Genomic DNA, 25,598 nt, shown 5'->3' on the forward strand with positions numbered 1-25,598 from the left:
CGTCAAAATTATTCACACTCAATAGTATTAGGTTAAGTTTTAATTTGAGTATTCAATAGTGCCGATTCATGCTGGTAAATTTACCTGTTTTACTATTTATGTGCTGCTTATTGTTAGCTGGTGATTAATTTGATGGCTTTTATCAATATAATGACGATTAATAAATTCTTATATTTAGAGCGAGTTAAGTTCGCCCCTTTAGGTTTTTTAATGGCATTTAAAGATAATAAAATTAATTTGTGGCTAAAAGGTGATAAATATCATCGCCGCGTTGCTTACATGGATGAGGTGCTGCAAAGGGTTGAGAAATCTGAGTCCGTCGATGAATTAACCGAGTTAGTGGACGAATACCAAGCAAAAAAAGGAGACCTATTCTACAGTTTTCTTTGTAGTCGTTCGGTAAATGTTTTGCATAGCTTAATAGTATTAGTGCCTGCTAGTTACATTGGTTGGATGTATATAACTTCATTGAAGTCGAGGTATACATATGGCTCCAGTTCAAGTAATGGTTTTATCATTACAGTGGCAACTCTTGCGCTAATGTATCTGCTAGTTAAGTTTACTGCTAATTTAAAGAAAGATAAAAAAGACAAATTTGTAAACTACGTTAATAAGCAAACTAAAGCTGTTTATAACAAGGTGTTGTTGCTGCGCCATGGCGCAACAATGAAATCATTAAGTAGCTCAGCATATCACGATTTTCAACGTGGCAACTATAGTAACTGTGTCGCTGCTTATCTACTTGAACTTGGTGATGAATTTGCAGGAGTAAACGCCTTTGTGTTGGTTCGCTCTGAGCATACTAACCAAATTAAGCGTACTGAAGGCTTTGGTAAGAATAAAAGAGTCTACTATGAGTACAAGACATTCTGGCGTTATGGTGTTGTCATGAGTGGGGACGATCGTCATAAAGGCATAAAAATCTCTAATTCAGGTAGCGTGGTTAAATCTGCGGGTTATGAAACCTTTAAGCCTTCGCTGATTTCTTTTGATAAAAAATTCTACAGTGAAGGTGAAACTCAAATAGCGGTTGCACAATTTTTAACGCCGAAGATGATGTTAAACATTGAGGCATTAGCACAGCAGTACAATAATTTAACTATTGAAGCGGATAAAAATGGTCATCTGTTAGTTTCACAGGTTGATGTTGATATTCTACCTCCTTTAGAAGGTTATATTACATTCGATAACTTCACCGAAGAATTGCTCGAAAAAACATCGCTTGAAACTTTTATGCAATATACCCGTAACGTCCATAGTAAAATATATAATTAGGAACTGATAATGTTTGAACAAGTAATCGCTGGTACCATTATAGTGTCTGTCATTGGTACCATTATCGCACTATATAATAGTATTGTTTCTGAGCATAAATCAGTACAGCAATCTTGGGACGATGTGATTGTTATTGAAAGACAACGTATGCGCATTTTGCCTGAATTGGAAAAAGTGCTGAATGAACATAAGCTGTTTGAATCTGATGTATTTAAAAAAATAGCAGCACTGAGAAACAGTGTTGAGCAGCTCGATGGTAAAGAGATTGAACCTAGTCGCTGTAGCGAAGTGAGCAATGTCTCTGAGCAGTTGATGCAGAGCTTAAGATTTGTTTCTGAAAGCTACCCTGAATTGAAGGCATCAGAGTCATTTAGCAAGAACATGGCAGAGATTGTTAATCAAGAGGAACACGTTGGTGCAGCACTGCGAGTGTTTAACCAAAACGTTGCTATTTTCAATACGCGGATTGAGAGCTTTCCAAGCAATATGGTTAACGGCGTATTGAATAAGAAAAAGCCGGTCGACAACTTTGTTGACGCGTCTGCATCTGGCTCTTTTGATTACTCACCAAATCTTTAGAATTTTCTGTTAGTGGTTTAAGTGTTCGAAAGCCCTTCATGGGCTTTTTTATTTTGCTGCTCCCTAAGGGGCGTTATCGTCACATTACTGCGTTTTATTATCAAACATATCGCTAGTTAGCCTGCTTTTTGAACAAAACTATCCCCATCCTTCCTGGAAATGCAAGATTCAGAGGGAGTTTAGTGGGTTTTAGTCACAGGTTCATAGCTTCAAGCTGAACCTAAGCACCTACATCCATGTAGGCGAGGCATTGATTGCAGCTAATGGTCGCTCCCTTGGTAAAATCAATAACACAGAGTAAAGCCCATGCTTTTTATATAAGAAACGCCCATCGAAGAAGGCGTTGTGCAAGCCCACTTCGTTGTTGCGGCAACTTAAAAGGGAATAACCATTTCCACGTTAACGCGCCTAAAATTGAACTAGCGCAACACCTCTGAAACGAGCATTTTCAAGTGGGGTATAACTTGGCATAAATAGCTGATTTACAAGCTATGTCACACTAGGGTGTGGCACAGTGTCGCAGTTAGTTGGGTTTTAATTGTTATCTGTCATCAATCGTTTATAAATCGCTGCATAATCAAAACAAATTTGTCATAGGACTGTTTATGTATCGCTCTGCAGTGATGAGTGCAATTACACTTTCTTTAGGCCTTCTACCTCAGTTTCACGTTTATAGCGCTGACACCAATATCGAGGTGCAAACACTCGCTGATTCAACAACTAAAAGCACTGAACAATCTAACAAAATAGAGCGCATGGCTGTTACCGGCAGCCGCATCTTTCGTGAAGAGATAACCTCTACTGCGCCAATGACGGTATTTACCGCTGAGGATATTGAGAAAACAGGAGCGACTTCTGTTGATGTGTTGCTGCAACGGATGTCGGCTTCAGCTGGGTTTGCCGGTAACCAGACCAATGCTTACTGGACTGAAGGTGGATATGGTTCCACTCAAGTAAATTTAAGAGGCTTGGGGGTTAACCGCACTTTAGTGCTGTTAAATGGCCGCCGCATGGTTAATAGCGGTACTGGCGCCAACTCATCGGTTGATTTGAATACCATTCCAGTGAGTGTGATTGAACGCATTGAAGTGCTTAAAGATGGTGCATCTGCGGTGTATGGCGCAGATGCGGTAGCTGGAGTGGTTAATATCATCACTAAGCAGCAAATCGATGGGGTTGAGCTGCAAGCGCGCACCGGGATCACTGAGCAAGGTGATGGCGAACAATATCAGTTTGATATTGCGTTAGGCCATGTCGGTGATAGAGGCAGCGCTTATGTTGCAATGAGTTACGATAAAACCCAAGCGGTTGATATGCTAAGCCGTGCAGCTTGCCCGCTCACCGAAGATAACGGCGAGCTAGTATGTGGCGGCAGTAGCGCTTTGCCGGGAGGACGTGGTCATTTTCTAGATGAAAATGGAAAACCTATTGGCGATGAGGTGCAACTTCTACCAGACGGCTCGACCTCTTATGGCGGTGAGCGTGATAATTATTATCAATATTTTAATGCAGTGCAGCCAAATGAGCGTATTAATCTATTTGCATACGGTGAATATGATGTCACCGATAGCACCCAGTTTTTTACCGAGGCGATGTATACCCACAGAACCTCTCAACTGCCAGCGACTCCGCAAACTGTCTCTGGCATTGTTATTCCCGCTTGGCATGAGTCAAATCCAACAGAACAAGATTTTTTACTTAATAGTCGCAGGTTAGCTGAAGCGCCACGTGAGTTTAATATTCGCGCTGATACTTGGCGTGTGGTTTCAGGCTTTAAAGGTGAGCTAGATAACAGCTGGCAGTGGGATGTCGCGATCAATTACGGCAGCAATCGAGGCTCTTATGAAGTCAGCAATGTGATTAACAATGCCAGACTGGCAGAAGCAACAGATTATAACCTATGCAGTAGCGACCCTAATATTCCCTGTGCCGACTTGTGGGGCGAGAACTCGCTTACGTCTGAGATGTTAGATTACTTCTTGTTTGATATGAAAGACAATGGTGGCAACGAGCAGTTTAGCGTTACTGCAAATATCACTGGTGATTTATGGCAGTTACCCGCTGGCACGATGAGCTTCGCCTCCGGTGTAGAGCACCGTAAAGAGAAAGGTTGGAATGATCCCGACCCGCTTAAAATAAGCGGTGATGCTAATACTGCGCAGCAAGATGCGATTAATGGTAGCTACACTGCTGATGAGATTTATTTTGAGGCTTTGGTGCCGCTACTCAGCGATCTACCTTTTGCCAAGCAGGTAGATTTGACCGCAGCTGTTCGCTACTCCTACTTTGACACATTCGGTGGCGATACCAATTATAAGCTTGGTTTACAGTGGGCTGTAAATAACGAGTTGACACTACGTGCAACGCAATCAACAGCTTTTAGGGTTCCCAATATTCCAGAATTATTTGGTGGTATCGATCAGGGTTACATGAACACTACTGATCCTTGTAGTGAATGGACTCAACTTGATCCCAACTCTAATCGCTACGCTAATTGTATGGCCGCAAGCGTACCAACAGATTACGTACAAGAAGGCACGATATTGACTGACCGTGGTGGCAATGCTGATTTGAAGCCGGAGGAGGCTGACACCTTTACCGCTGGTATTGTGTGGGATGTGGCTGTTGTTGAGGGGTTAAGCATTACCCTCGATTACTACAAAATCAGTATTGAAAATGCGATTAATTCGGTTAATGGTTCAAGCAAACTCGCGGCATGTTACGACAGCAATGGTATGTCGCACCCGTTTTGCAGTGACGAACACTTTACGCGTGATCCAATGACAGGTGAAATAGAGTACTTGCAAACCCAGTTAGGCAATGCGGCCACTGAAAAAGTCTCTGGTGTCGATATGGCGCTGTTCTATCAAAAGGATTTGGGCAGGTTCACCACCAATACCACCTGGGAAGTCAGTTATCTAGATCAGTATGACATTCAAACGTACGCTGGAGCGCCGGTAGAGTCTCGTGCTGGCACCATAGGTTATGACGGTAGTTATACTAAGTGGCGTTCAAATCTCTATTTTGATGTTAGTGATACAAAGTGGCGCTATAGCTACAACATTCAGTATATTGGAGCCGCGGATGATCAATATGCAAATCAGGGGGATATTGGCGACAGCGTAGATGCGGTGGCATACCATAACCTCCAAGTTCGCTACCAACTTAATGATGCTATTGCCTTAACGGGAGGAGTTGATAATCTGTTTGATAAAGCGGCGCCATATCACCAGAGTTATACCGATGGCAATACAAATACCATGACCTATGACCTGATGGGGCGTCGATACTACTTTGCGTTCAGCTGGTCGTTATAAAACGGCTACCATATTGATTAGCTTAGCGAATAATTCGAGATGTAAATAGGGACTGTTATTACATTGCGTTCATTTAAAATTAAGTTGTCTGCCCATCAACTACATCGTTGGCTGATGCTACTTCTAGCAATACCTATCTCGATTTGGGCGCTAACGGGTAGCTATTTCGTCCTCATGGATCTTAGTTATATTCGAAGTGACCATATCAAAGCTGCTGAAGTTAATTATTTGGCTCCAGATAGGTTCGGTTATTCGATTAAAGAGGTTTATCAGCGTTACCCTGAGGCTGAAGCTATTAGCCTTAAAGTCCTAAGCCAGCGAAGCTATTATCAACTCAAGCTAAAGGGTGAAACACTGTTAATTGATGCTAGCAATGGCAAGCTAGTTGACTTGTTGAGTGAGCAGCAAGCTATTGCGATAGCACGGCGATTGCAGCATCAACAGTCAATTTCATCGGCTGCCAAGCTACTGCAGATAACATTCATCAGCGAGGATCCACCTAGCGAACTTGCCGAGCGGCACCTACCTGTTTGGAAAATTGAGTTTGATGATAGTGTCAGCAGTACCTTGTATATATCTGCCAAGAGTGGCGAGGTTGTTACCCGCAGGCACGATTATTGGAGGCTGTTCGATCTGTTCTGGAAATGGCACATTATGGATTACGATGATGGTGAGGCTATTGATAATAAGTTACTGCTAACAACAGCGCTTATCTCCATCATAGCTGTTGTCGCAGGACTACTTTTAGTCTGGCAGCGCAGACGGAGATACCTTTAATGCAGACTAGGTCCGTTAGACGTTGGATTAGAGTGCTACATTACTGGCTCGGCGTAATCGTGAGTCTGCAGTTACTGATATGGTTAATCACAGGTGTATACTTTAACCTAACGCCCCATGATGAGCTAAAAGGCATGGTTTACAACCATAGTCATCATATTGCACCCACAGCGCTTAAAATTACACCTGAGCGCCTGCTTAGTGCTGAGGAAGTATTGAGCCTATTCCCAAACAATACTGTTGAGCAGCTTAAATTACAGATGCTTGCTGAGCAGCCAGTTTACCTATTGGATGAGCAGGTTCAGCGGTATCAACATGAATGTCAGCAACAATCGTTGCGCCATGCCTATACTGGCAAGCCCTTTGTCATTGATAAACAAATCGCTATGCAGTTAGCCATAGAAAGTTATATGGGACCAGGGGAAGTTGCCAGCATTAATAAGCTTACGTTAAGTCCTGATTGGCCAAAACAATGTAACCCTATGTGGCAAGTCAATATGGCGGATGATTTATCAACACGGATCTACATTAATGCAGTCAATGGACAGTTAGTCGGCCATAAGAATCAACAAACAGAGCTTGCCGATTTGATGTTTAAACTACACTTTATGGATTACCTCAATCAAGGAAGTTTCAACAATCCATTTAGTTGGCTGCTTGCAGTGTTAATGGTGCTTTTGTCGCTATCGGGACTGTATTGGGTCATTGAGAGTTTATTGCTTAGGCGTTACTGGCCTAGATTTTTAGTTAATATTAACGAAAAACGAGTTAGGAAAAGTTGTTAATCTAATGAATTTGAGCTGAGCCCGCTGCAAAGTGACAGCTTTGTCATACTTCGGAGTGACGCGAACTAATTAGCAGTTTAAGCAATGTTAGAGCTTCTCGATTAAAAATACATAGGAGGTCTATGTTTGTGAGTCAATGTTGTAAAACAGCTACTAATCGATTTTAAAACGGCTTACTTCTAGCCTGTTTCGCCATGTTTGTCACTTCTCATTACTTTCGTTAGAGCTTAAATCACAAGAGTTTAAAAATCTAATACATAGGCTATGTGTTTATTATCATCAAACAAGGCTTTTCAGCTTAAAGGTACTAGTTATTTAGTTGTTTATTTATAATTTAATGATGAAATAACATTGATAATCAGTTAGTTAAATATAATCGTTCCTAGATCACAAAATGCGTACAAAATGTAGAAATTAATGTTTTATTAAGTTGTGGTTCAGAGTCTGGGCTAAAAATGCGAGTACCTAATATTAGGTATTACAAAAGAGATAATGATGATGAACCTCAAACAATTCAGAATGCCGCTAGCGGTATTGATGACATTTGGTATAGCTGCCTGTGGATCTGATGGTAAAGATGGAGCCGATGGCGTTATGCCACCAGTGTACGCAAACACTGCAGAAACACTTAACCTTGAGTACATAGCTTATGGCATTGATGAGCAAGGTATTCGTTCTGCTTCATTCAAGCTGACCAATGAGAAAGATGAGCTTGTTAAAGGCTTACCTTCAGTACGCTTTTTACATAGCCAACTGGCCACACTTGAATTAGGTGGCTCGCAACGTCAAGGGTTTGGTTACGTAACTTGCTCTGCAACAGGTGAGGCTGATGCCTGTTTAACGGATAATGAAGATGGTACCTACTCAGTCTTTAACCCTACATCGATATTAGATCTTGATACCACCGATAAGGGCTATGAATACGACAGCGCATTACCTCAACGCTTTATGGTACGTGTTCAAAGTTATGGTGGTTTACCGGTCATTGGTAGTGTCCAAGATATTATGCCTGAAATTGATTTCATGCTGTCCGGTGAAGCTGTGGTCTCGACGCGTGAAATAGTATCAACTGAATCTTGTTTAGGCTGTCATACTGATATTGCCTACGCTCGTTACGATGATTACGATCGCTCGCCGCATTACGCCAATGACTTAAAGGCTTGTGCTACTTGTCATGCTACTGGTGAGAAAGATGGAAAAGGCACGCTTAATGAACGTGCACATCGCTGGCACTTCGAAAGTTATCTGACTAACGTCGAATCAACTAAGAACTGCTTAAGCTGTCATGAAAATGAAAATAGCACCGAGCTACCAAATGCTGCTGATTGGTTAGTGGGTTATGACGCTAAAGCTTGTGCGACTTGTCACTCAGGTGATTATGCGCCAAGTCATGGCTTTGATATGCCAATGACTTGTGGTGGAGTTTGTCACGACGTCAGTGAAATTCATGTTGCACCTGTTGAAGCGCTAGCAACGGCCCGAGATATGTTCAGCATTGAAGTAATTAGTGCTGAAGCGACGCCGAGCACCGGTACTCGTGGTGGCAATGACTATAGCACTGCCGAGATTGCATTAGTGTTGGAGATCCGTGATGCAAGCGGATCGCCTGTTACTGAAATGCCAGATTTTAAAGCATTGCGGGCAACTCTCGCATGGGATGCATCTACTAACTATCGCATGCTGACTATGGAAACGTTAGAGGGCGGTAAGCTGGGTCGTATGGCAGACCATAGCGTTAATGCTAAATTGAATGAGATGGACGTTGTTTCTGTTGGTGCTGGTCAATTTGCATTCGTGATTTCAGGTGCTCTTAATCCAGATCAAAGTAAGAACGATACAGGCTTAATCATTCCTGCAGGAACTGAGAATGCTAAGGGTGCAGTATCGATAGAGTCAACAATCATGATCAATAAGGCAGGTGAATTACAGCCTTCTACTAGTGATGATGCAATTCAAAACCGCTTACGTTCAGTCACAGCATTTTTCGATATGCAAGGATTAGCAGATAGTCGCCGCCAAGTGGTTAGCAATGAGGCTTGTGCTGCTTGTCATGGCGATATGGCCTACGGCATGCACTCTCGTCGTAATGATCTAGAGCAGCAATGTTCAACGTGTCATAACCCTAACATCGCTGTTTGGGACAAAACATTTAATGCTCTTAAAGTCGCGCCAGATGACACTGTGCTAAATCATCTTGGTTGGTCTGTATATGTCCATGCACTGCATGCTGGAGATAGACAGGAGCAAAATCTAGAAGATGGTGCGGTTCGTGACTGGAAATACCCTGCAAACATTAAAGACTGCACAGCGTGTCACGTTAGTGGTTCGGTGAAGCTTAATGATATTCAGAAATCAGGCATGTTCGTTACTCGTGATGCTTATTCTGAAGATGCTGAGTTCTCGCTAACCTCGCCAGCAGCAGCGACTTGTTGGTCTTGTCATAGCAGTGGCGGAGAGCCGCTTAAATCACACATGATTAGTAATGGAGCAATCTTTAACGCGCCGATCGATGGCGCTGAAATTGAAGGTGAGATTATCGTTGAGCACAACAATCTAGAGTCGTGTTCAGTGTGTCACTCTGAAGCTAAACTTGCAGAGTCCCACAAGCTATAAACTCGTCGTAGTACCCTTAACTGTCTCCCTGCAATTGAGACTTGCCGCTATCAATAGATAGCGGCTTTTTAGTTGGTACTTTTCCTTCGAGACTTTTAGGTCAAATGCATTCATAGGTAGCAAGTATTATGAAACCAACTCGCCTTAAAGGAGTCCGCCACCAAAGTGATGAATAGCTCAACTTGTATACCGGTTGATATAGAGGCTTTCTACCCATAGCAAGAAGCTGATTATTCCATTATGATATTTTTGTGGGAAAACTGAAAAGGACTAAGGATTAGGGCAACAAAACAACGGGGGTACATATGGGGGTACATATAAACAAAAACGGGCTTTCCATTACTGGAAAGCCCGTTTCAATACAACAGCTTAAGACGTGAGTCTTAGTTCATGCCGTATTTTTTCAATTTTTTACGCAAAGTACCACGGTTGATACCTAGCATGTTTGCAGCACGAGTTTGGTTGCCGCGAGTGTGTTGCATGATAATATCTAGCAGAGGTGCTTCAACTTCGCTTAACACCATTTCATATACTTCTTCAGCTTCTTGCCCGTCCATCTGAGCGAAAAAGTTTGTTACTGCACGCTTAACCGCATCGCGTAACAATTGTGGCTTGATAGCACCACTTGCGGTTTCAATTTTGCCAACAGTAAGTGGGTGAACTTCAGTGTGAGTTGTTTGATCAAACATTGGTATTCTGCTCTTTATTAATTTGCTGCAAATTCATCAAAATAGTGTTCCACCATGGAACCTTGTTCTTCAACGGTCTCGAGTCGATTAAATTCGGCTCGAAAAGCGCGTTGTGATTCTTGGTTTAGATACCATCCAACGTGCTTTCTTGCGAAACGAATGCCCTTATAGTCGCCATACAATGCGTAAAGCATTTTAAGGTGTTCCAGCATCAAATGACGCTTTTCATCCGTCTCAACGGGCGCTAGCTTATTACCTGTATCCAGATAATGTTGGATTTCCCTAAATATCCAAGGCCGTCCTTGAGCGCCCCGTCCTATCATCAAAGCATCCACACCAGTATAATCCAGCACAAAACGTGCTTTCTCTGGCGTTAAAATGTCTCCATTAGCGACGACAGGTATCGAGATCTGTTTTTTAATCGCTTTAATCGTGTCGTACTCGGCTTCGCCTTTATACATGCATTGTCGCGTTCTGCCGTGAACGGCTAACGAGGCAATACCACAATCTTCTGCAATCTGGGCGATATGAACACCATTCCTGTGCTCTGGAGCCCAACCCGTTCGAATTTTTAGCGTAACCGGTACATCTACTGCGGCGACCACGGCTTTAAGAATTGCTTCTACTTGCTGTGGATCTTGCAGCAGTGCTGAACCTGCTAGCTTCTTATTCACTTTTTTCGCCGGACAGCCCATATTGATATCAATGATCTGAGCACCTTGCTGTACATTCACAGCGGCAGCATTCGCCATTAACTCAGGGTCTGAACCCGCAATTTGAACCGAACGTATTCCGTCTTCACCTGCGTGTGTCATACGCAAGCGGCTTTTATCTGTGTCCCAAACATCAGGATTAGATGAAAGCATCTCTGAAACCGCCATGGCTGCACCATAACGAATACAAAGATTTCTAAAGGGCTGGTCTGTGACGCCTGCCATTGGTGCCACGATCAGCTGATTTTTCAGTCGATAGGGTCCAATCTGCATTTATCAAATCACCTTGCTCGTCAAAGGGGCGCTATAGTACGCCTTTTTCAAGCCTGTGAAAAGGTCAATAAATGACCTGAGGGCAACTTTTTTGCTTGACTTTTGCTAGGTGAGAAGTCTGTCGCGGCGCAGAGTGCGCCGCGCAATACCGTTATTTACGTATCCCTGTCAAGCGGCTCCAGTCGTCTTTGTGAGCAGGCGCGTCCATGTTAAACCACTGGCTGTAGAAGGCTGAAACTTCTTCAGCTTGCTCTTTTAGCAGACCTGATAGCGCTAGTTGTCCACCAGGCTTTACTTTTTCGGCAATTAAAGGTGCCAGTTCACGTAGTGGTCCGGCAAGAATATTTGCCACTAAGATGTCGGCGATTAATCCTTCAGGCTGATCTTCAGGTAGATACAGTGCAAGCTGATCTTCTACACCATTGCGCTCTGCGTTAGCTTTAGAGGCTTCAATGGCTTGGTAATCAATATCAACGCCTGTGACCTTCTCTGCGCCGAGCTTCAGCGCTGCAACGGCTAAAATGCCTGAACCACAACCAAAGTCGATAACATCTTTATTGTGGTAATCAAGGCCATCTAACCACTCTAGGCATAGCGCGGTAGTTGGGTGGGTTCCGGTACCAAATGCTAGGCCCGGATCTAGAATCACGTTAACGGCTGTTGGATCTGGGATTTCACGCCAGCTTGGGCAGATCCACAGGCGGTCGCCAAACTTAATGGGGTGGAAGTTGTCCATCCATTCGCGTTCCCAATCTTTGTCTTCAACTTGCTCAATCTTATGGCTGAAGTTCTCACCGAGGTAAGGTAGCAATTTCAGGCGTTCAACCACTGGAGCTAAATCGTGGTCTGCCTCAAACAACGCAATAATGACTGTGTGGTTCCACAGTGGCGTTTCACCCAAAGTTGGTTCGTATATAGGGGTGTCTTTACCGTCTTCAAAGGTAATAGAAATTGAACCTTCTTCCATCAGCTGATCGCTAAGTGCGTCTGCATGAGGGCCGTCAGTATCAATTCTTAGTTGGATCCAAGGCATGGGAATTCTCGTTTGCTAGATATATCGGCGTATTGTATACCCAAACCGCTACAAGGTGCAGGAGATGAGGATAATATTCATGTTTTCAGCTAACGACTTATTGGTCGGATAATAGCCCAATATTTCAATGGTTAGTAAAAAGCGAGGATCGTTGTTTTGTTTGAAAGTTTTATTCAAGTCGCTGAAAAATATTGGTTAAAAGGTATTACCACTGTTTTTGTTTTACCCCTTTGTTTGTGATCTGCCTCTAATGCTGCTCTGAAATAGGGTGAGCAAGGTCACGATTGAAAGTGGTGGCACAACGCTATGAGAGACATCTTGCTACAGTGTAAATCCCACTACTAGGCGTAAGATAAACAAGACGGACACCATGTTAGCATCCTACATAAGCACAAATGGACACCCCGCATCTGCAAAAGCGGACAAAATACAAAGTATCACTGGTGTGCTGATGGGCTGTTTCCTGTTAGCTCATCTGCATTTTGAATCTAGCATCTTACTCGGTAAAGACGCGTTTTATACAGTGGTGCAGTTTTTAGAGGGCGGCATGTTTAGTTCTACTGGCCACGGCTTCCCGATTGTGACTAAGGTGTTTTCTGTGTTCATGCTGCTGGTGGTAATGGTACATGCTGCGGTGGCTTTGCGTCGTTTTCCGGCACAACTGGGGCAGTGGCGCGCACTTCGACGCCATATGTCGGTGATTAATCACAAAGATAGCCATGCGTGGTTCTGGCAGTTAGCGACAGGCTTCGTTCTATTCTTCTTAGTTCCAGTGCACCTTTTTACCATGATAGCTAATCCAGAGATTGGCCCGCATCTATCTGCTGAGCGTGTCTACCATCAAAACGCTTGGTTACTGTATGCGTTATTGCTACCTGCGGTGGTGATCCACGCCATGATTGGTCTTTATAGAGTGGCAGTTAAATGGGGCTTAACCACTAAACGTACAGGGCTACGTAAACTCGCAAAGGGTTTAATTATTTATCTAATTATTATTGGTGTGCTTAGCTTAGTGTCATATCTGGTGATTGGCAGCGATCTGAGCGTGCCGGTAGAGGCCTATCGTCCAAGTTAACTATGGTTTTTTGTTCTTGTTTGGATAAATTAGCGATAGCTTGAGTAAATGCTTTTTTATTGATCTATCTCACGGTTGGTAAGTGATTAGTGAGCGACATTGGTGTTGTCGTTCAGCAAAGCTTTTACAGCATGGATAGGTACGTAATGGGAATAGTAAATCGCGGTAAATTGAGTGGTTGGCTTGATATCAGTCAAAGCGTCAGTGGGGTTGTTCTCGCAATATTTTTGTGGACCCACCTGATATTGGTGTCGTCGATATTGCTTGGTGCAGAGGCGATGACATGGGTAGCCAAAGCCATGGAGCTGAGCTTCTTAACGGCGGATGGACACGGCTATCCTTGGGTAGTAACCATTATTGCGATGATTATTGCTGTTATTACGTTGGTACATGTATTAGTTGCGGCTCATAAAATGCCACTGAACTTGCGTCAGCAAAAAGCCCTTAAAAAGCAGCTTAATGTGGTTAATCACGGTGATACTCGTTTATGGGTTTGGCAAGCCGCTACGGGGGTGGTGATATTTCTAACCCTGCCGGTGCATTTGTGGTTAATAGGCGCAGCGCCAGAGACCATTGGTCCTTTTGGTAGTGCGGATAGGATTTGGCAACAAGACGTATGGCTGCTGTATTTGCCTCTGCTGCTATGTGTTGAGTTGCATGCTGCGATTGGAATGTATCGCGTCGCAGTAAAGTGGGGCGCCGCCCGAGATCTCAATAGCCGCAGCAGATTGAAAAAAATTAAGAGCATTATTAGCGTTGTTTTCATCCTTGTTGGGATCGCTTCTCTATTGGCATTTTTGCCCTATGCAAATGCGTAATAGAGAAAACTTATAAAAACATTAGAACTGCTTAGCAATCAGGCTAAGTAGAAGTAGTAATTGACATATAACCATAAACTGACTCTGCACCCGCTTAAGGAGCACGTGTGAAACTGATATATACCGATTCGTTAGTGGTCGGCGCTGGACTTGCTGGATTACGAGTAGCTATCGCGTCGAAAGAGCGTGGGCTAGATACTGTGGTGTTGTCACTGATCCCTGCCAAACGATCGCATTCAGCGGCGGCGCAAGGTGGCATGCAAGCAAGCCTAGGTAATACCGTGAAAGGTATGGGCGATGATGAAGATGTGCATTTCCAAGACACGGTAAAAGGATCAGATTGGGGCTGCGATCAAGACGTGGCGCGTATGTTCGCCCATTGTGCACCCAAAGCCGTACGCGAGTTAGCAAATTGGGGCGTACCTTGGACTCGAGTCACTAAAGGACCAAGGCAAGTGGTGGTTAACGCTGAAAAGGTCACTATTGAAGAAGCCGAAGCTGCGCATGGCTTGATTAACGCACGTGACTTTGGTGGAACGAAGAAGTGGCGAACTTGCTATACCGCAGACGGTACCGGTCACTCTTTGCTGTATGCCGTCGATAACAAAGCTATCTCGATGGACATTCCCGTGCACGAGCGTATGGAAGCATTGTCGCTTATCCATGATGGTAAGCGTTGTCATGGCGTGGTGGCACGCTGTTTGGTAACAGGTGAGCTGCGTGCTTACGTTGCTAAGTCGACCACCATTGCAACTGGTGGCTATGGCCGCATTTATGAAGTTTCTACCAATGCCATTATCTGTGAAGGGATTGGCCAAGCATTAGCGCTTGAAACCGGTGTCGCCAAGCTCGGTAACATGGAAGCTGTGCAGTTCCACCCAACGGCTATTGTACCTGTGGGGATTTTGACTACCGAAGGGTGCCGAGGTGATGGAGGCTTACTGCGTGACAAAGATGGTCACCGTTTTATGCCGGATTATGAGCCAGAAAAGAAAGAGTTGGCTTCACGCGATGTTGTCTCGCGTCGTATGACCGAGCATATGCGTAAAGGCAAGGGCGTAGACAGTCCTTATGGGCCGCATTTATGGCTCGATATAACCTTGCTTGGCCGTAAGCATGTAGAAACCAACCTGCGTGAAGTTAAAGAGATCTGTGAGAACTTTTTAGGTATTGATCCAGCTAAAGATTGGATCCCAGTTAGACCGACACAGCATTACTCTATGGGCGGTATTCGCACTGATGCTACCGGGCAAAACCCGCAGCTTAAGGGATTGTTTAGCGTTGGTGAGGCCGCTTGTTGGGATATGCATGGCTTTAACCGCCTTGGTGGTAATTCACTCGCTGAAACTGTGGTGGGCGGCATGATTATCGGTAAGTACGTTGCTGATTTTTGCCAACAGAACACGTTAGAAATTGATACTGGTCTGGTTGAGTCCTTTGTTGGCAAAGTGCAAAATGAAATTGATGACTTAGTCAACGGTGAGGGCACTGAAAACCCGTTTGAGCTTAAGCAGCAGATGCAGCGCATCATGATGGACTATGTCGGTATTTTCCGTAATGGCCCGCAGCTTGAAAAAGCAGTCAATGAGCTACAAGCATTATTAAAACGCGCCAAAGCACTAGGGCTTAAATGTAAGAAACGCCACGCTAACCCTGAGCTGGTTGAAGCGCTGCGAGTTAAACGTATGCTCAAAGTTGCACTAACGGTGGCTGTGGGCGCAGCAGCTCGTACGGAGAGCCGTGGAGCACACGCTCGTGAAGACTTCCCGCAGCGCAATGATAAAGACTGGCTAAGCCGCACGTTGGCAAGCTGGCCAGATGCTGAGGCGTTATCACCACAACTTGATTACGAACAGCTGGATGTGATGAAGATGGAGTTGCCGCCTGGATACCGTGGCTATGGTATCAATAATGCCATTGCGCACCCTGATACAGAGAAGCGTGAACATCAGATCACCGAGATCTTGAGTCAATTAGGCGATGGAGCTGACCGACATGAGCGCCAAGCTGCACTAATGCCGTTTGCAGTTCCTGAATCGTTAGCACCAAAAAATCAGCGTTTAAGTGAAATGACACCGCAGCAAGTTGTAGGAGAGGCTAAATGAGCCAAGAAGCTAATAAAGGCCGCATGTTAACCTTCAACATATTCCGTTATGACCCACAAGAGCCGGGTGATAAGCCCAAAATGGTAAAATACCAGCTCGAAGAAACACCGGGTATGACGGTATTTATTGCGCTTAACCGCTTGCGTGAAGAACAAGATACCTCTCTGCAATTCGATTTTGTCTGCCGTGCGGGGATCTGTGGCAGCTGCGCGATGGTGATTAATGGTTTTCCAACATTAGCCTGTCGCACTCTGACCAGTAAATACCCTAAAGGCGACATCATGTTGATGCCACTGCCTGGATTTGAACTGATTGGCGATCTTTCAGTGAACACGGGTAAGTTTATGCGTGAACTTGCTGAGCGTTTAAAGCTTTGGTTGCATCCTGTTAGTGATGATATTGATGTGCATCGCTTAGAGGCACCGATGGATCCCGCTGAAGCCGCTAAGCTCTATGAGTTAGAGCGCTGCGTTGAGTGTGGTGTTTGTGTATCTGCCTGTGCGACAGCGCAGATGCGTGACACATTTGTGGGCGCGGTTGGCATGATGAAGCTGGCACGATTCGAGCTTGATAGTCGCGATGGGCGTGAGCTTGAAGATTTCTACCATGTGATTGGCAATCAAGATGGCGTATTTGGTTGTATGACGTTATTAGGCTGTCAGGATAACTGTCCAAAAGACTTGCCACACATGCAGCAGATAGCTTACCTGAGACGCAAGATGGCGGTGACGTTAGTCTAGGAGCGATCTCAAGCTCAATGCTGAATATGCTTTGGCTGAATTGGTATAAGTGTTCCTGACTTCAATATCAAGGCTGACCATCCATGGGCCTTGGCATAAATGTTCCCGACATAAAAAGCCTGCGATTGCAGGTTTTTTTGTGGGTGAAATTTGGTGCGCTATTATCTACAATTAGATGATAATTTTCGCTGATTTATAGATGGAATATTGATAATGCAGCTAAACGATTTAACTCTTTTTGTAAGAGTTGCCGACTGTGGCAGCTTAACCGCTGCGGCAGTTGAGCTGGATATTTCCACTGCGGTTGCGAGCGCAGGGCTTAAAAGGCTAGAGAAAGAGCTTGGTACTTCGCTCTTTATCCGCAGTACACGTAGCCTTAGATTAACCGCCGCGGGTGAGCGCTACTTGATCCATTGCAGAAGTGCACTTGCAGATCTTGATATGGGACAGCGTGCAATTACCTCCAGCCTTGCGGAAATATCCGGATCTATCAGTCTCGCAGTGCCGTCAGATGTGGGCCGTAATGTGCTGCTGCCATGGCTGGACGATTTTCTTTCTGAGTATCCAGAACTTAATCTTCGGCTGCATATTGGCGATAACTTATCTGATTTTTATCGCGACAAAATAGACGTGGCATTGCGCTCAGGTAAACCAAAGGACTCATCGCTGGTGGCCTTTAAGATTTGTAATTCCAGCCGCGTATTATGTGCTTCACCTGAATATATTGAGCGCATGGGGGCGGTGACTTCATTAGAGCAACTACAGCAACATAACTGTTTGTTCTTTATGTTGGATGAGCGTACCCATGACCAATGGTTCTTTAGCCGTGATGGGCAGAAACATAAAGTGCGCGTGACCTCTAATCGCACCTGTAACGATGCCGATGTCGCTAGGCGATGGGCAGTTGCCGGCCAAGGTGTGGTGTATAAATCATGGTTAGATCTGACCGATGATATTGATGCTGGACGACTGGTGCCCATGCTAACTGAATATGCAGGTGAAGAGGCAGACTTATATCTGGTTTGTCCTGGACGCGAGCATGTTACACCAGTAGTACTGTTACTTAGAGATATGCTAAGGGAGCGCTCAAAAGCATGGTTAGCAAGAACTAAAGATCGCTGTCTAAAAAACACTTCTGCAAAGCGGCCTGTAAAGGTTATTAGGCCAGCAGAGCAGGCTGATATACCCACAATACAAGCTTTGGCTAGAGAGACAATAGATAAGTGTTATCGCTCCTTTTTAGGTGACGAAGGCGTTGATTGGTTTATAAATGGTGGCGGTAGTGACAAAGAGATTATAGAGCATTTAGCCAATATCAAGCTGCTTGAGCTTGATGGTGTTATCGTGGGTTACTGCGCTGCTGAGGAGGGATTTATCCACATACTGATGATAAGCCCTATGTTGCAAGGTACTGGCTTAGGCTGTTACTTATTGGAAAAAATTGAAGCGATGCAGTACGTTGAGGGATATGAGCATTTACGGCTAGAAACCTTTAAGGGCAATCAACAAGCGCTTAACTTTTATCAAAAGCATGGTTGGTCTATTTCACGAGAAGAGCAAGATGAAGCTTTTGGATTTGTTAGAGTCTGTATGCGCAAGATACTTGAATGATTTAAAAATCATAGACACAAAAAAACCGCATCAAGTGCGGTTTTTTTAGGCTGTTACTCGCTTAAGATTTAAGTCTTAGCGCGTTTCATTGCAGTGAAGAACTCATCGTTTGTTTTGGTCATTGCCAATTTATCGATAAGGAACTCCATGCCTGTGACTTCATCCATTGGGTTCAAGATTTTACGCAAGATCCACATTTTTTGAAGTTCATCTGGCGTGGTTAGCTTCTCTTCACGGCGAGTACCTGAGCGGTTGAAATCAATCGCAGGGAATACACGTTTTTCAGCAGCTTTACGAGAAAGGTGTAACTCTTGGTTACCCGTACCTTTAAACTCTTCGTAAATGACTTCGTCCATCTTAGAACCTGTGTCAACAAGTGCTGTTGCGATGATCGTTAAGCTGCCGCCATGTTCGATGTTACGAGCTGCACCGAAGAAACGCTTAGGGCGGTGCAGTGCGTTAGCGTCAACACCACCAGTAAGCACTTTACCTGATGAAGGAATAACAGTGTTATAGGCACGTGCTAGACGAGTAATGGAATCGAGCAAAATGACCACGTCTTTCTTATGCTCAACAAGACGCTTAGCTTTTTCGATAACCATCTCTGCGACTTGTACGTGACGGCTTGCTGGCTCATCAAAGGTAGAAGCAATCACTTCACCTTTTACCATACGTTGCATCTCGGTAACTTCTTCAGGACGTTCGTCAATAAGCAATACCATCAATACAACGTCTGGATTGTTGTAGGTGATGCTTTGCGCCATGTTCTGTAGTAATAGTGTTTTACCGGCTTTTGGCGGCGCCACAATCAAACCACGTTGCCCTTTACCAATCGGTGAACACAAATCCAAAATACGCGAGGTAATATCTTCTGTAGAACCATTACCGCGCTCCATGCGTAAGCGTTCTTCTGCATGCAGTGGCGTTAGGTTTTCAAACAGGATTTTATTACGAGAGCTTTCAGGACGATCGAAGTTAACTTCTGTTACTTTCAATAGTGCAAAATAACGTTCACCATCTTTAGGTGGGCGGATCTTACCGAAGATAGTATCACCGGTGCGCATATTAAAGCGGCGAATTTGGCTTGGTGATACGTAAATATCATCTGGACCCGCTAAGTAAGACCCATCAGAGCTACGTAGGAAACCAAAACCGTCTTGGAGGATCTCTAATACACCGCCACCAAAAATATCTTCACCGCTTTTGGCGTGGGCTTTTAAGATCGAGAAAATAATGTCCTGCTTGCGAGCACGGGCCATATTTTCGAGCTTCATGTCTTGGGCTAGTTGTACTAAATCTGAAATCGATGTGTCTTTTAATTCTGATAAATTCATCTTGGTGGGTCTTGTTTTTTGCGTGACGATGCCATCTTTGATCAATGAGGTTAAAACTTTTTGAATATCGATCGGATAGCGAGAAGTGGGTTAGTTAGAATCGCTTTGGTTATTAAAGTAGCACTAACTTGGCGGGGCGTCTAGGAATTTAGTCAAACCCGACACATTTTCTTGTTGAAGCTGTGTCGGGAGTCACTCTAACTTGCTTTAGTGGCTTATAGCACCACTAAAGTCTTAGAGTTGGCCGTCAATAAACTCTTTAAGTTGAGTTTTTGAAAGGGCGCCAACTTTAGTCGCTGCAAGCTCACCAGCTTTAAAGAGCAGTAGAGTTGGAATACCACGAACACCATATTTAGCTGGTGATACGTTGTTTTGGTCAACGTTTAACTTAGCAACAGTGATCTTACCTGCATACTCTTCAGCTACGTCATCTAAGATAGGGGCAATCATTTTACAAGGACCACACCATTCTGCCCAAAAATCAACCAGAACTGGTAGTTCTGAGTTAATTACGTCATTTTCGAAGCTATCGTCGCTTAGGTATACAATCTTGTCGCTCATGTTGTTCTCCAGTTTGGTTGCCATTGCTGGTTTGTTAATGGCTTAACCTGTATATTGGGTCGGTAAAATAGCTTTTCAAGCTAAAAGTTAATCATTTTATAAAGCCGCTACTCTCGGGTATCGAAAAACGCTTTAGACAAGACGATGATTTATAGGCATAGTGAGCCTAAGTCAACGATGACTAACGCCTAAAAACGTATTTAATTCGCCTTAAGAGAACGCTAAATACACGCTAAAATTTCATAGCATCACCATAAATAGAGGGAATAGTGATTCCGTCACCGATGCTGCAAATATCGTGAAAAACGTTTCTCTGAGTGTGTACCAATTTTCAGCGATAAAAATAATATCGTTATTTCAAACGATCACGTTTCTTATTGCAACCTTTTACAGGTAAGCCTGCGCTATGAGCGAAACACATTTATCTACAAAAAAGTTTGCCGACTTCTCGTTACATAAAGAAGTTCAACAAGCACTTAACGAAGTTGGTTTTGAGTTTTGTACACCGATCCAAGCATTATCATTGCCGATTTTATTAGCGAAAAAAGATATCGCTGGACAAGCACAAACGGGTACGGGCAAGACATTAGCCTTTTTGGTCGCTACATTTAACCATCTGTTGACTGAAGCTGCACCTGCTGGGCGTAAAATCAATCAACCACGCGCTATCATCATGGCACCGACTCGTGAGCTTGCGATTCAGATTGCCAAAGATGCCAACCAATTAGCTAAGCATACCGGCCTTAAAGTCGGCATCGTATATGGCGGTGAAGGTTATGAAGCACAACGAAAAGTGCTTGATAAAGGTATCGATATCTTGATTGGTACAACAGGTCGAATCATCGATTATGTTCGCCAAGGCGTTATTGACGTGAGTGCGATTCAAGCGGTAGTGCTTGATGAAGCGGATCGTATGTTTGATCTAGGCTTCATTAAAGACATTCGTTTTTTGTTTAGACGTATGCCTGATGCAAAATCACGTTTGAATATGCTGTTCTCTGCAACGCTTTCTATGAAAGTGCAAGAACTGGCATATGACCATATGAACGAACCTGAAAAAGTTGAAATCGCGCCGAATGAGAAAACCTCTAAGAATATTAAAGAGGAGATCTTCTATCCATCGATGGAAGAGAAGATGCCGTTGTTACTGTCTTTGCTCGAAGAAGATTGGCCAGAAAAAGCCATTGTTTTCTCAAATACCAAACACAGTTGTGAAAAAGTCTGGTCATGGCTTGAGGGAGATGGACACCGCGTTGGCTTGCTGACTGGTGATGTGCCGCAAAAGAAACGTTTACGTATTCTTGAGCAATTTACTAGCGGTGACATCGATGTTTTAGTGGCAACTGACGTTGCTGCTCGTGGGTTACACATTGCAGATGTATCTCATGTTTACAACTATGATCTACCCGATGACTGCGAAGATTATGTCCATCGTATCGGTCGTACTGGGCGAGCAGGGCAAAAAGGGGTCTCAGTTAGCTTTGCTTGTGAAGAGTATGCGCTAAACCTACCTGCGATAGAGAGCTATATTCAGCACTCCATTCCAGTAACCTCATACGACAGTGAAGCTTTGCTCGATGATATCCCTGCGCCAAAGCGTATCCATCGTAAGCCGAGTACTCACAGTCGTAATTCTCGTGATCGCAGTGGCTCTCGTCCACAAGGGGGCCATCGTGGTAATGCACCACGTCGCCACGACAAGACCCGTAGACATTCGTAACAGAGATACTGCGTAAATGACCTCAGCTAGCTATGCAGCCATTACGTTAGGCTCCAATAGTTTTAATATGATGGTGGCTAAAACAGTTAGCCACCATCCTAAAATTGTTGCCAAGTATAAGCGTAAGGTACGTTTAGCTGAAGGGATAGAGGCTGATGGTTCACTAAACTCGTCAGCGATGACGCGAGGTATTGAATGCCTCGCAATGTTCTCTGAAATGCTTGTTAAAGAAGGCGTGCCTGCAGATAATGTAGAGATCATCGCTACCGCTACCTTAAGAAAAATAAGCAATGCTGATGATTTTTGTCAGCAAGCTCTCACTGTATTACCTCATCCAATTCGAATCATTTCCGGTATTGAAGAAGCACAGCTAATCTATCAAGGTATGGCTGCCACCACTGAAGGTTCAGGCCGACGCTTAGTGATTGATATTGGTGGAGCAAGTACTGAATTTATTATTGGTGACGGTGATAATATTCTACTGAAAACCAGCCTGGCAATGGGCTGCGTCACCTTCAATAATCGTTTTTTTGATCAATTCCCTTTCCAGACTCTCGATTTTGACCAAGTTAAAAACAGCGTCAAAGCAGCGTTAGGGGATTATGAGCAACAGCTAAGGCATCTTGGCTGGCACAGTGTGGTTGGCGCCTCTGGTAGCGTACAATCGGTTGTAGAGCTGCTTAATGCGCGTGGCCTCTCTGCGGTTATTAGCCTAGATGTTTTACATACACTTAAGCATGAAATTCTCACTCAGAAATCAGCTTCAATGCTTGCCATCGCTGGCTTAAAGCCTGAGAGAGCCCCCACCTTTGCTGCTGGTGTTGCGATACTACTCGCGCTATTTGAACTACTCGATATAGAAAAGTTACACCTGTCTGGTGGCGCATTACGCGAAGGCGTTTTGCATCAGTTGGCTAAGCGTACACGTTAATTCCCCCATCTCGAAGGTTTCGTGTTCAATGGTACTTGGTCTGAAAGTGAAGATTTGCTCACTCAGCGATGGGGTAACGATAAGACATTAATTACCCTCGGCAACAGTTCTTGGGTAACTTTCGATAATCGTTCCTGAATTACTCTACTTTCGAGCTCCTTAATCTCGTACCTTCTATTTTATGTCGTCATGCTTTAATGGCATTCACTGTCTCTGACCGGCAGGGATAGAGGGATGATTTTGTAAGGAAAATAATCCAAGCCGCTAGCAATGAGTGATGAGTATGGTGAAGCGAGGTTCTAGCTCATTAATGTCGCATCAGAATAGCCAAAACTTGTCTGGAAGTTCTGCGTTAACTAAACTTTTACTTTCAATCAGGTCGTCCAATTAATGCGTTCGGTGTGCATCCTGAAGATCAAGGATATTGTGTCACAGCTGTTGAAATCATAGGACGTTACTGCGGCCGATATTGGTATGGTGCTTCATCATTCTATGCTGATGGAGAAGCAGCACCAAGCGGCATCATGGGTCGTACAGACTGAATTTACAATATCGATTTAGTCCTTTCATACACACTTGATCTGGCTGATGCAGGACTGCTTAGCTTGAAACTTAATGTGTTCAACCTCTTCAACTTTGAGGGTGCAAAGGGGGTTGATGAGCAGTATGAGTTTGATAGTGGTGCGAAGAACGAGCGTTATGGATATGCAGACAGCTTCCTGCAGCCTCGTTAGGTGAGAGCGTCAGCACGCTACGATTTTTAAAGACTAGCTAACGGCAAAATAAAAACCGCTCATTAGAGCGGTTTTGTCATGCAAAAAGAGTATTAAATGATTAGAGCTTTAGAATATTCGCTAAATCTTTCTCTAAGGTCACTTCTGGTCTTTCGATAATACGACCAACCTCTGCACTGTCTTGCTCAACAATAATCGTTGGAATGCGTGAGAACTCATAGTTCTTCGCTAAGCCTTGCGGATCTTCTTTGGCTCTATCAACACCAATGAACTGCACCGTAATGTTGGGGTTGTTTACCTGCTCCATGATTCGGATGAATCGCGGTGTCTCACGGTGACAATCAGGGCACCATGTACCGATAATAACCGTAATTTTAGTCGGTTCAGTAATCGTTTTTAGCTGAGCAATCGTCGCTTGATCAGCTTTGTAATCGCTATATTCTTGGCTGAACCAATCAAATGCATTCAGCTGTTCGTTGGTAACTAATCCAGTTAAGATCACTTCTTGTTTCTCCTCACTGCAAGTGGCCATAAAGCCCTCTTGCTCACCTTCTTCGAATGCGCAACCACTATTAGCCAAACTCTGGCTGCTAAAAAATAGAACAGTGGTGGCAAGTAATGCTTTGACGTTATTGTGCATGATTAACCCTTTCGCGAGAAGAAATGAATTCAGCTTTATTCAATCATGTCTTAACTAAGCCGTGAAGTATGAAAATGCGGCAGTGTTAGAGTGATCACTTGCTATTTATCTAATTAGTGGAGCGCTTCACATATTACATTAGGAAAGGGTGTTGTTTAGTGAATAAATTTAACGTTTTAACTTATACCAATTGCAAACTTGAAACAAAAAAGCCACTGAAACAGTGGCTTTTTGTATCTTGTTAGGTATTACTTATCTTCTTTAAGCCACTGTGCTGCGCGCTTAGCAAAGTAAGTTAAGATGCCATCAGCACCGGCTCGTTTAAAGCAAAGTAGCGATTCCATCACGATAGCTTTTTCAGCTAACCAACCATTTTGAATCGCAGCCATGTGCATCGCATACTCACCACTCACTTGGTAGGCAAAGGTAGGTACTGCTAATTCAGTTTTAACGCGATGAACGATATCGAGATATGGCATACCTGGTTTAACCATCACCATGTCGGCACCCTCTTGAATATCGAGTGCCACTTCGTGCAATGCTTCATCGCTGTTGGCAGGATCCATCTGGTAGCTATGTTTATTGCCGCCTTTAAGGTTACCTGCTGAACCGACAGCATCGCGGAAAGGACCGTAGTAGTTCGATGAATACTTTGCAGAGTATGCCATTATTTGGGTATTAACATGACCAGCTGCTTCGAGAGCTTCACGAATAGCGCCAATTCGTCCATCCATCATATCAGATGGTGCAACAATATCTGCGCCAGCTTCTGCATGGCTTAGCGCTTGCTTAACTAAGATCTCGGTGGTGATATCATTCATGATATAACCTGTCTCATCAATAATGCCGTCTTGCCCATGAGTAGTAAATGGGTCAAGGGCTACGTCGGTCATCACACCCAGATCTGGAAAGGCTTCTTTTAGTGCGCGCACTGCACGTTGTGCTAAAGCGTCTGCATTATATGCCTCTTCTGCCATCAAAGTTTTCTTTTCTGAAGGCGTAACAGGGAAGAGTGCAATCAATGGGATCCCAAGCTCTACTAACTCTGCAGCTTCTTTAAGAAGGAGATCGATTGAAAGACGTTCAACACCTGGCATAGATGCTACTTGCTCGGTACGATTGTTACCTTCCAGTACAAACATTGGATAGATTAGGTCATTTGCGGTGAGCTGGTTTTCAGACATGAGGCGACGGCTAAACTCATGTTTTCGCATACGGCGCATTCTACGCTGTGGATAGGCACTGGTAATAATATTCACATTCGGCTCCAAACTT

Annotated in this window: 20 protein-coding genes and 2 pseudogenes; 15 read left to right on the forward strand and 7 right to left on the reverse strand. The window is 44.1% G+C overall.

All coding sequences use genetic code 11. The annotated features are described in order from the left end of the window. Positions 1-132 precede the first annotated feature (132 nt). From AB4135_RS02545 to AB4135_RS02570, 6 genes are all read left to right on the forward strand, one after another. A complete protein-coding gene (locus AB4135_RS02545) occupies positions 133-1,275 on the forward strand; it encodes a hypothetical protein (RefSeq protein ID WP_371990044.1) in 1,143 nt (380 codons plus the stop codon). A gap of 9 nt (positions 1,276-1,284) precedes the next feature. After that, a complete protein-coding gene (locus tag AB4135_RS02550) occupies positions 1,285-1,854 on the forward strand; it encodes a LemA family protein (protein WP_371990046.1) in 570 nt (189 codons plus the stop codon). Between the two features lie 605 nt (positions 1,855-2,459). Beyond that, positions 2,460-5,171 carry a TonB-dependent receptor gene (locus tag AB4135_RS02555; RefSeq protein WP_371990048.1) on the forward strand — a complete coding sequence of 904 codons (2,712 nt, stop codon included), beginning with the start codon at positions 2,460-2,462 and terminating at the stop codon, positions 5,169-5,171. A gap of 63 nt (positions 5,172-5,234) precedes the next feature. Continuing rightward, positions 5,235-5,948, forward strand: a complete 714-nt coding sequence (locus tag AB4135_RS02560; RefSeq protein WP_371990049.1) for a PepSY domain-containing protein — start codon at positions 5,235-5,237, stop codon at positions 5,946-5,948. Continuing rightward, on the forward strand, positions 5,948-6,733 hold the full coding sequence (locus tag AB4135_RS02565) for a PepSY domain-containing protein (protein ID WP_371990051.1): 786 nt from the start codon (positions 5,948-5,950) through the stop codon (positions 6,731-6,733). The genes AB4135_RS02560 and AB4135_RS02565 overlap by 1 nt, the downstream gene beginning before the upstream one ends. A 495-nt stretch (positions 6,734-7,228) precedes the next feature. After that, positions 7,229-9,346, forward strand: a complete 2,118-nt coding sequence (locus tag AB4135_RS02570; RefSeq protein ID WP_371990053.1) for a multiheme c-type cytochrome — start codon at positions 7,229-7,231, stop codon at positions 9,344-9,346. Between the two features lie 383 nt (positions 9,347-9,729). On the opposite strand, the gene fis is transcribed toward AB4135_RS02570, so the two are convergent. From fis to prmA, 3 genes are all read right to left on the reverse strand, one after another. Beyond that, entirely contained in the window at positions 9,730-10,035 is a 306-nt protein-coding gene (fis, locus tag AB4135_RS02575; RefSeq protein ID WP_012153658.1) for a DNA-binding transcriptional regulator Fis, read from the reverse strand. A gap of 17 nt (positions 10,036-10,052) precedes the next feature. Continuing rightward, positions 10,053-11,021, reverse strand: a complete 969-nt coding sequence (gene dusB, locus AB4135_RS02580; RefSeq protein ID WP_371990055.1) for a tRNA dihydrouridine synthase DusB — start codon at positions 11,019-11,021, stop codon at positions 10,053-10,055. Positions 11,022-11,172: 151 nt separating this feature from the next. Beyond that, entirely contained in the window at positions 11,173-12,054 is an 882-nt protein-coding gene (gene prmA, locus AB4135_RS02585; protein ID WP_371990057.1) for a 50S ribosomal protein L11 methyltransferase, read from the reverse strand. 370 nt (positions 12,055-12,424) lie between these two features. Between prmA and AB4135_RS02590 the strand changes: the two genes are divergently transcribed. From AB4135_RS02590 to AB4135_RS02615, 6 genes and pseudogenes are all read left to right on the forward strand, one after another. Next, complete coding sequence (locus AB4135_RS02590; RefSeq protein WP_371990059.1) at positions 12,425-13,129, forward strand: fumarate reductase cytochrome b subunit; 705 nt, start codon at positions 12,425-12,427, stop codon at positions 13,127-13,129. Positions 13,130-13,275: 146 nt separating this feature from the next. After that, on the forward strand, positions 13,276-13,947 hold the full coding sequence (locus tag AB4135_RS02595) for a fumarate reductase cytochrome b subunit (RefSeq protein WP_371990061.1): 672 nt from the start codon (positions 13,276-13,278) through the stop codon (positions 13,945-13,947). A gap of 107 nt (positions 13,948-14,054) precedes the next feature. Further along, positions 14,055-16,052 (forward strand): fumarate reductase flavoprotein subunit, encoded by a 1,998-nt coding sequence (locus AB4135_RS02600; protein WP_371990063.1) that lies wholly within the window; start codon positions 14,055-14,057, stop codon positions 16,050-16,052. Further along, positions 16,049-16,792, forward strand: coding sequence for a fumarate reductase iron-sulfur subunit (locus tag AB4135_RS02605; protein WP_371990065.1), 744 nt, complete (start codon positions 16,049-16,051; stop codon positions 16,790-16,792). The genes AB4135_RS02600 and AB4135_RS02605 overlap by 4 nt, the downstream gene beginning before the upstream one ends. 213 nt (positions 16,793-17,005) lie before the next feature. Further along, positions 17,006-17,887 (forward strand): annotated as a pseudogene (locus AB4135_RS02610) (LysR family transcriptional regulator); the annotation flags it as partial. A 237-nt stretch (positions 17,888-18,124) separates the two neighbouring features. Further along, positions 18,125-18,403, forward strand: a pseudogene (locus AB4135_RS02615) (GNAT family N-acetyltransferase); the annotation flags it as partial. 68 nt (positions 18,404-18,471) lie between these two features. Here the strand turns inward: AB4135_RS02615 and rho are convergent. Together rho and trxA are read right to left on the reverse strand one after the other, a co-directional pair. Next, complete coding sequence (gene rho / locus AB4135_RS02620) at positions 18,472-19,737, reverse strand: transcription termination factor Rho (protein ID WP_371990067.1); 1,266 nt, start codon at positions 19,735-19,737, stop codon at positions 18,472-18,474. Positions 19,738-19,971: 234 nt separating this feature from the next. Continuing rightward, the gene (trxA, locus tag AB4135_RS02625; RefSeq protein WP_020910647.1) at positions 19,972-20,298 is read right to left on the reverse strand and encodes a thioredoxin TrxA; all 327 of its coding nucleotides are present in this window, start codon (positions 20,296-20,298) and stop codon (positions 19,972-19,974) included. A gap of 406 nt (positions 20,299-20,704) precedes the next feature. Here trxA and rhlB point away from each other — a divergent pair, with 406 nt between their 5' ends. From rhlB to AB4135_RS02640, 3 genes are all read left to right on the forward strand, one after another. Beyond that, complete coding sequence (gene rhlB, locus AB4135_RS02630; protein WP_371990069.1) at positions 20,705-22,018, forward strand: ATP-dependent RNA helicase RhlB; 1,314 nt, start codon at positions 20,705-20,707, stop codon at positions 22,016-22,018. A gap of 16 nt (positions 22,019-22,034) precedes the next feature. Continuing rightward, entirely contained in the window at positions 22,035-22,949 is a 915-nt protein-coding gene (locus AB4135_RS02635; RefSeq protein ID WP_371990071.1) for an exopolyphosphatase, read from the forward strand. Between the two features lie 401 nt (positions 22,950-23,350). After that, positions 23,351-23,491 carry a hypothetical protein gene (locus AB4135_RS02640; protein ID WP_371990073.1) on the forward strand — a complete coding sequence of 47 codons (141 nt, stop codon included), beginning with the start codon at positions 23,351-23,353 and terminating at the stop codon, positions 23,489-23,491. A gap of 292 nt (positions 23,492-23,783) precedes the next feature. Here AB4135_RS02640 and AB4135_RS02645 read toward each other — a convergent pair whose 3' ends face one another. After that, on the reverse strand, positions 23,784-24,323 hold the full coding sequence (locus AB4135_RS02645; RefSeq protein ID WP_371990074.1) for a thioredoxin family protein: 540 nt from the start codon (positions 24,321-24,323) through the stop codon (positions 23,784-23,786). A gap of 248 nt (positions 24,324-24,571) precedes the next feature. After that, positions 24,572-25,582, reverse strand: a complete 1,011-nt coding sequence (hemB, locus tag AB4135_RS02650; protein WP_371990076.1) for a porphobilinogen synthase — start codon at positions 25,580-25,582, stop codon at positions 24,572-24,574. Between the last annotated feature and the right edge of the window lie 16 nt (positions 25,583-25,598).

Origin of the sequence: Shewanella sp. 10N.286.54.B9 (genome assembly GCF_041468565.1) — a bacterium.
Lineage (GTDB): Bacteria > Pseudomonadota > Gammaproteobacteria > Enterobacterales > Shewanellaceae > Shewanella.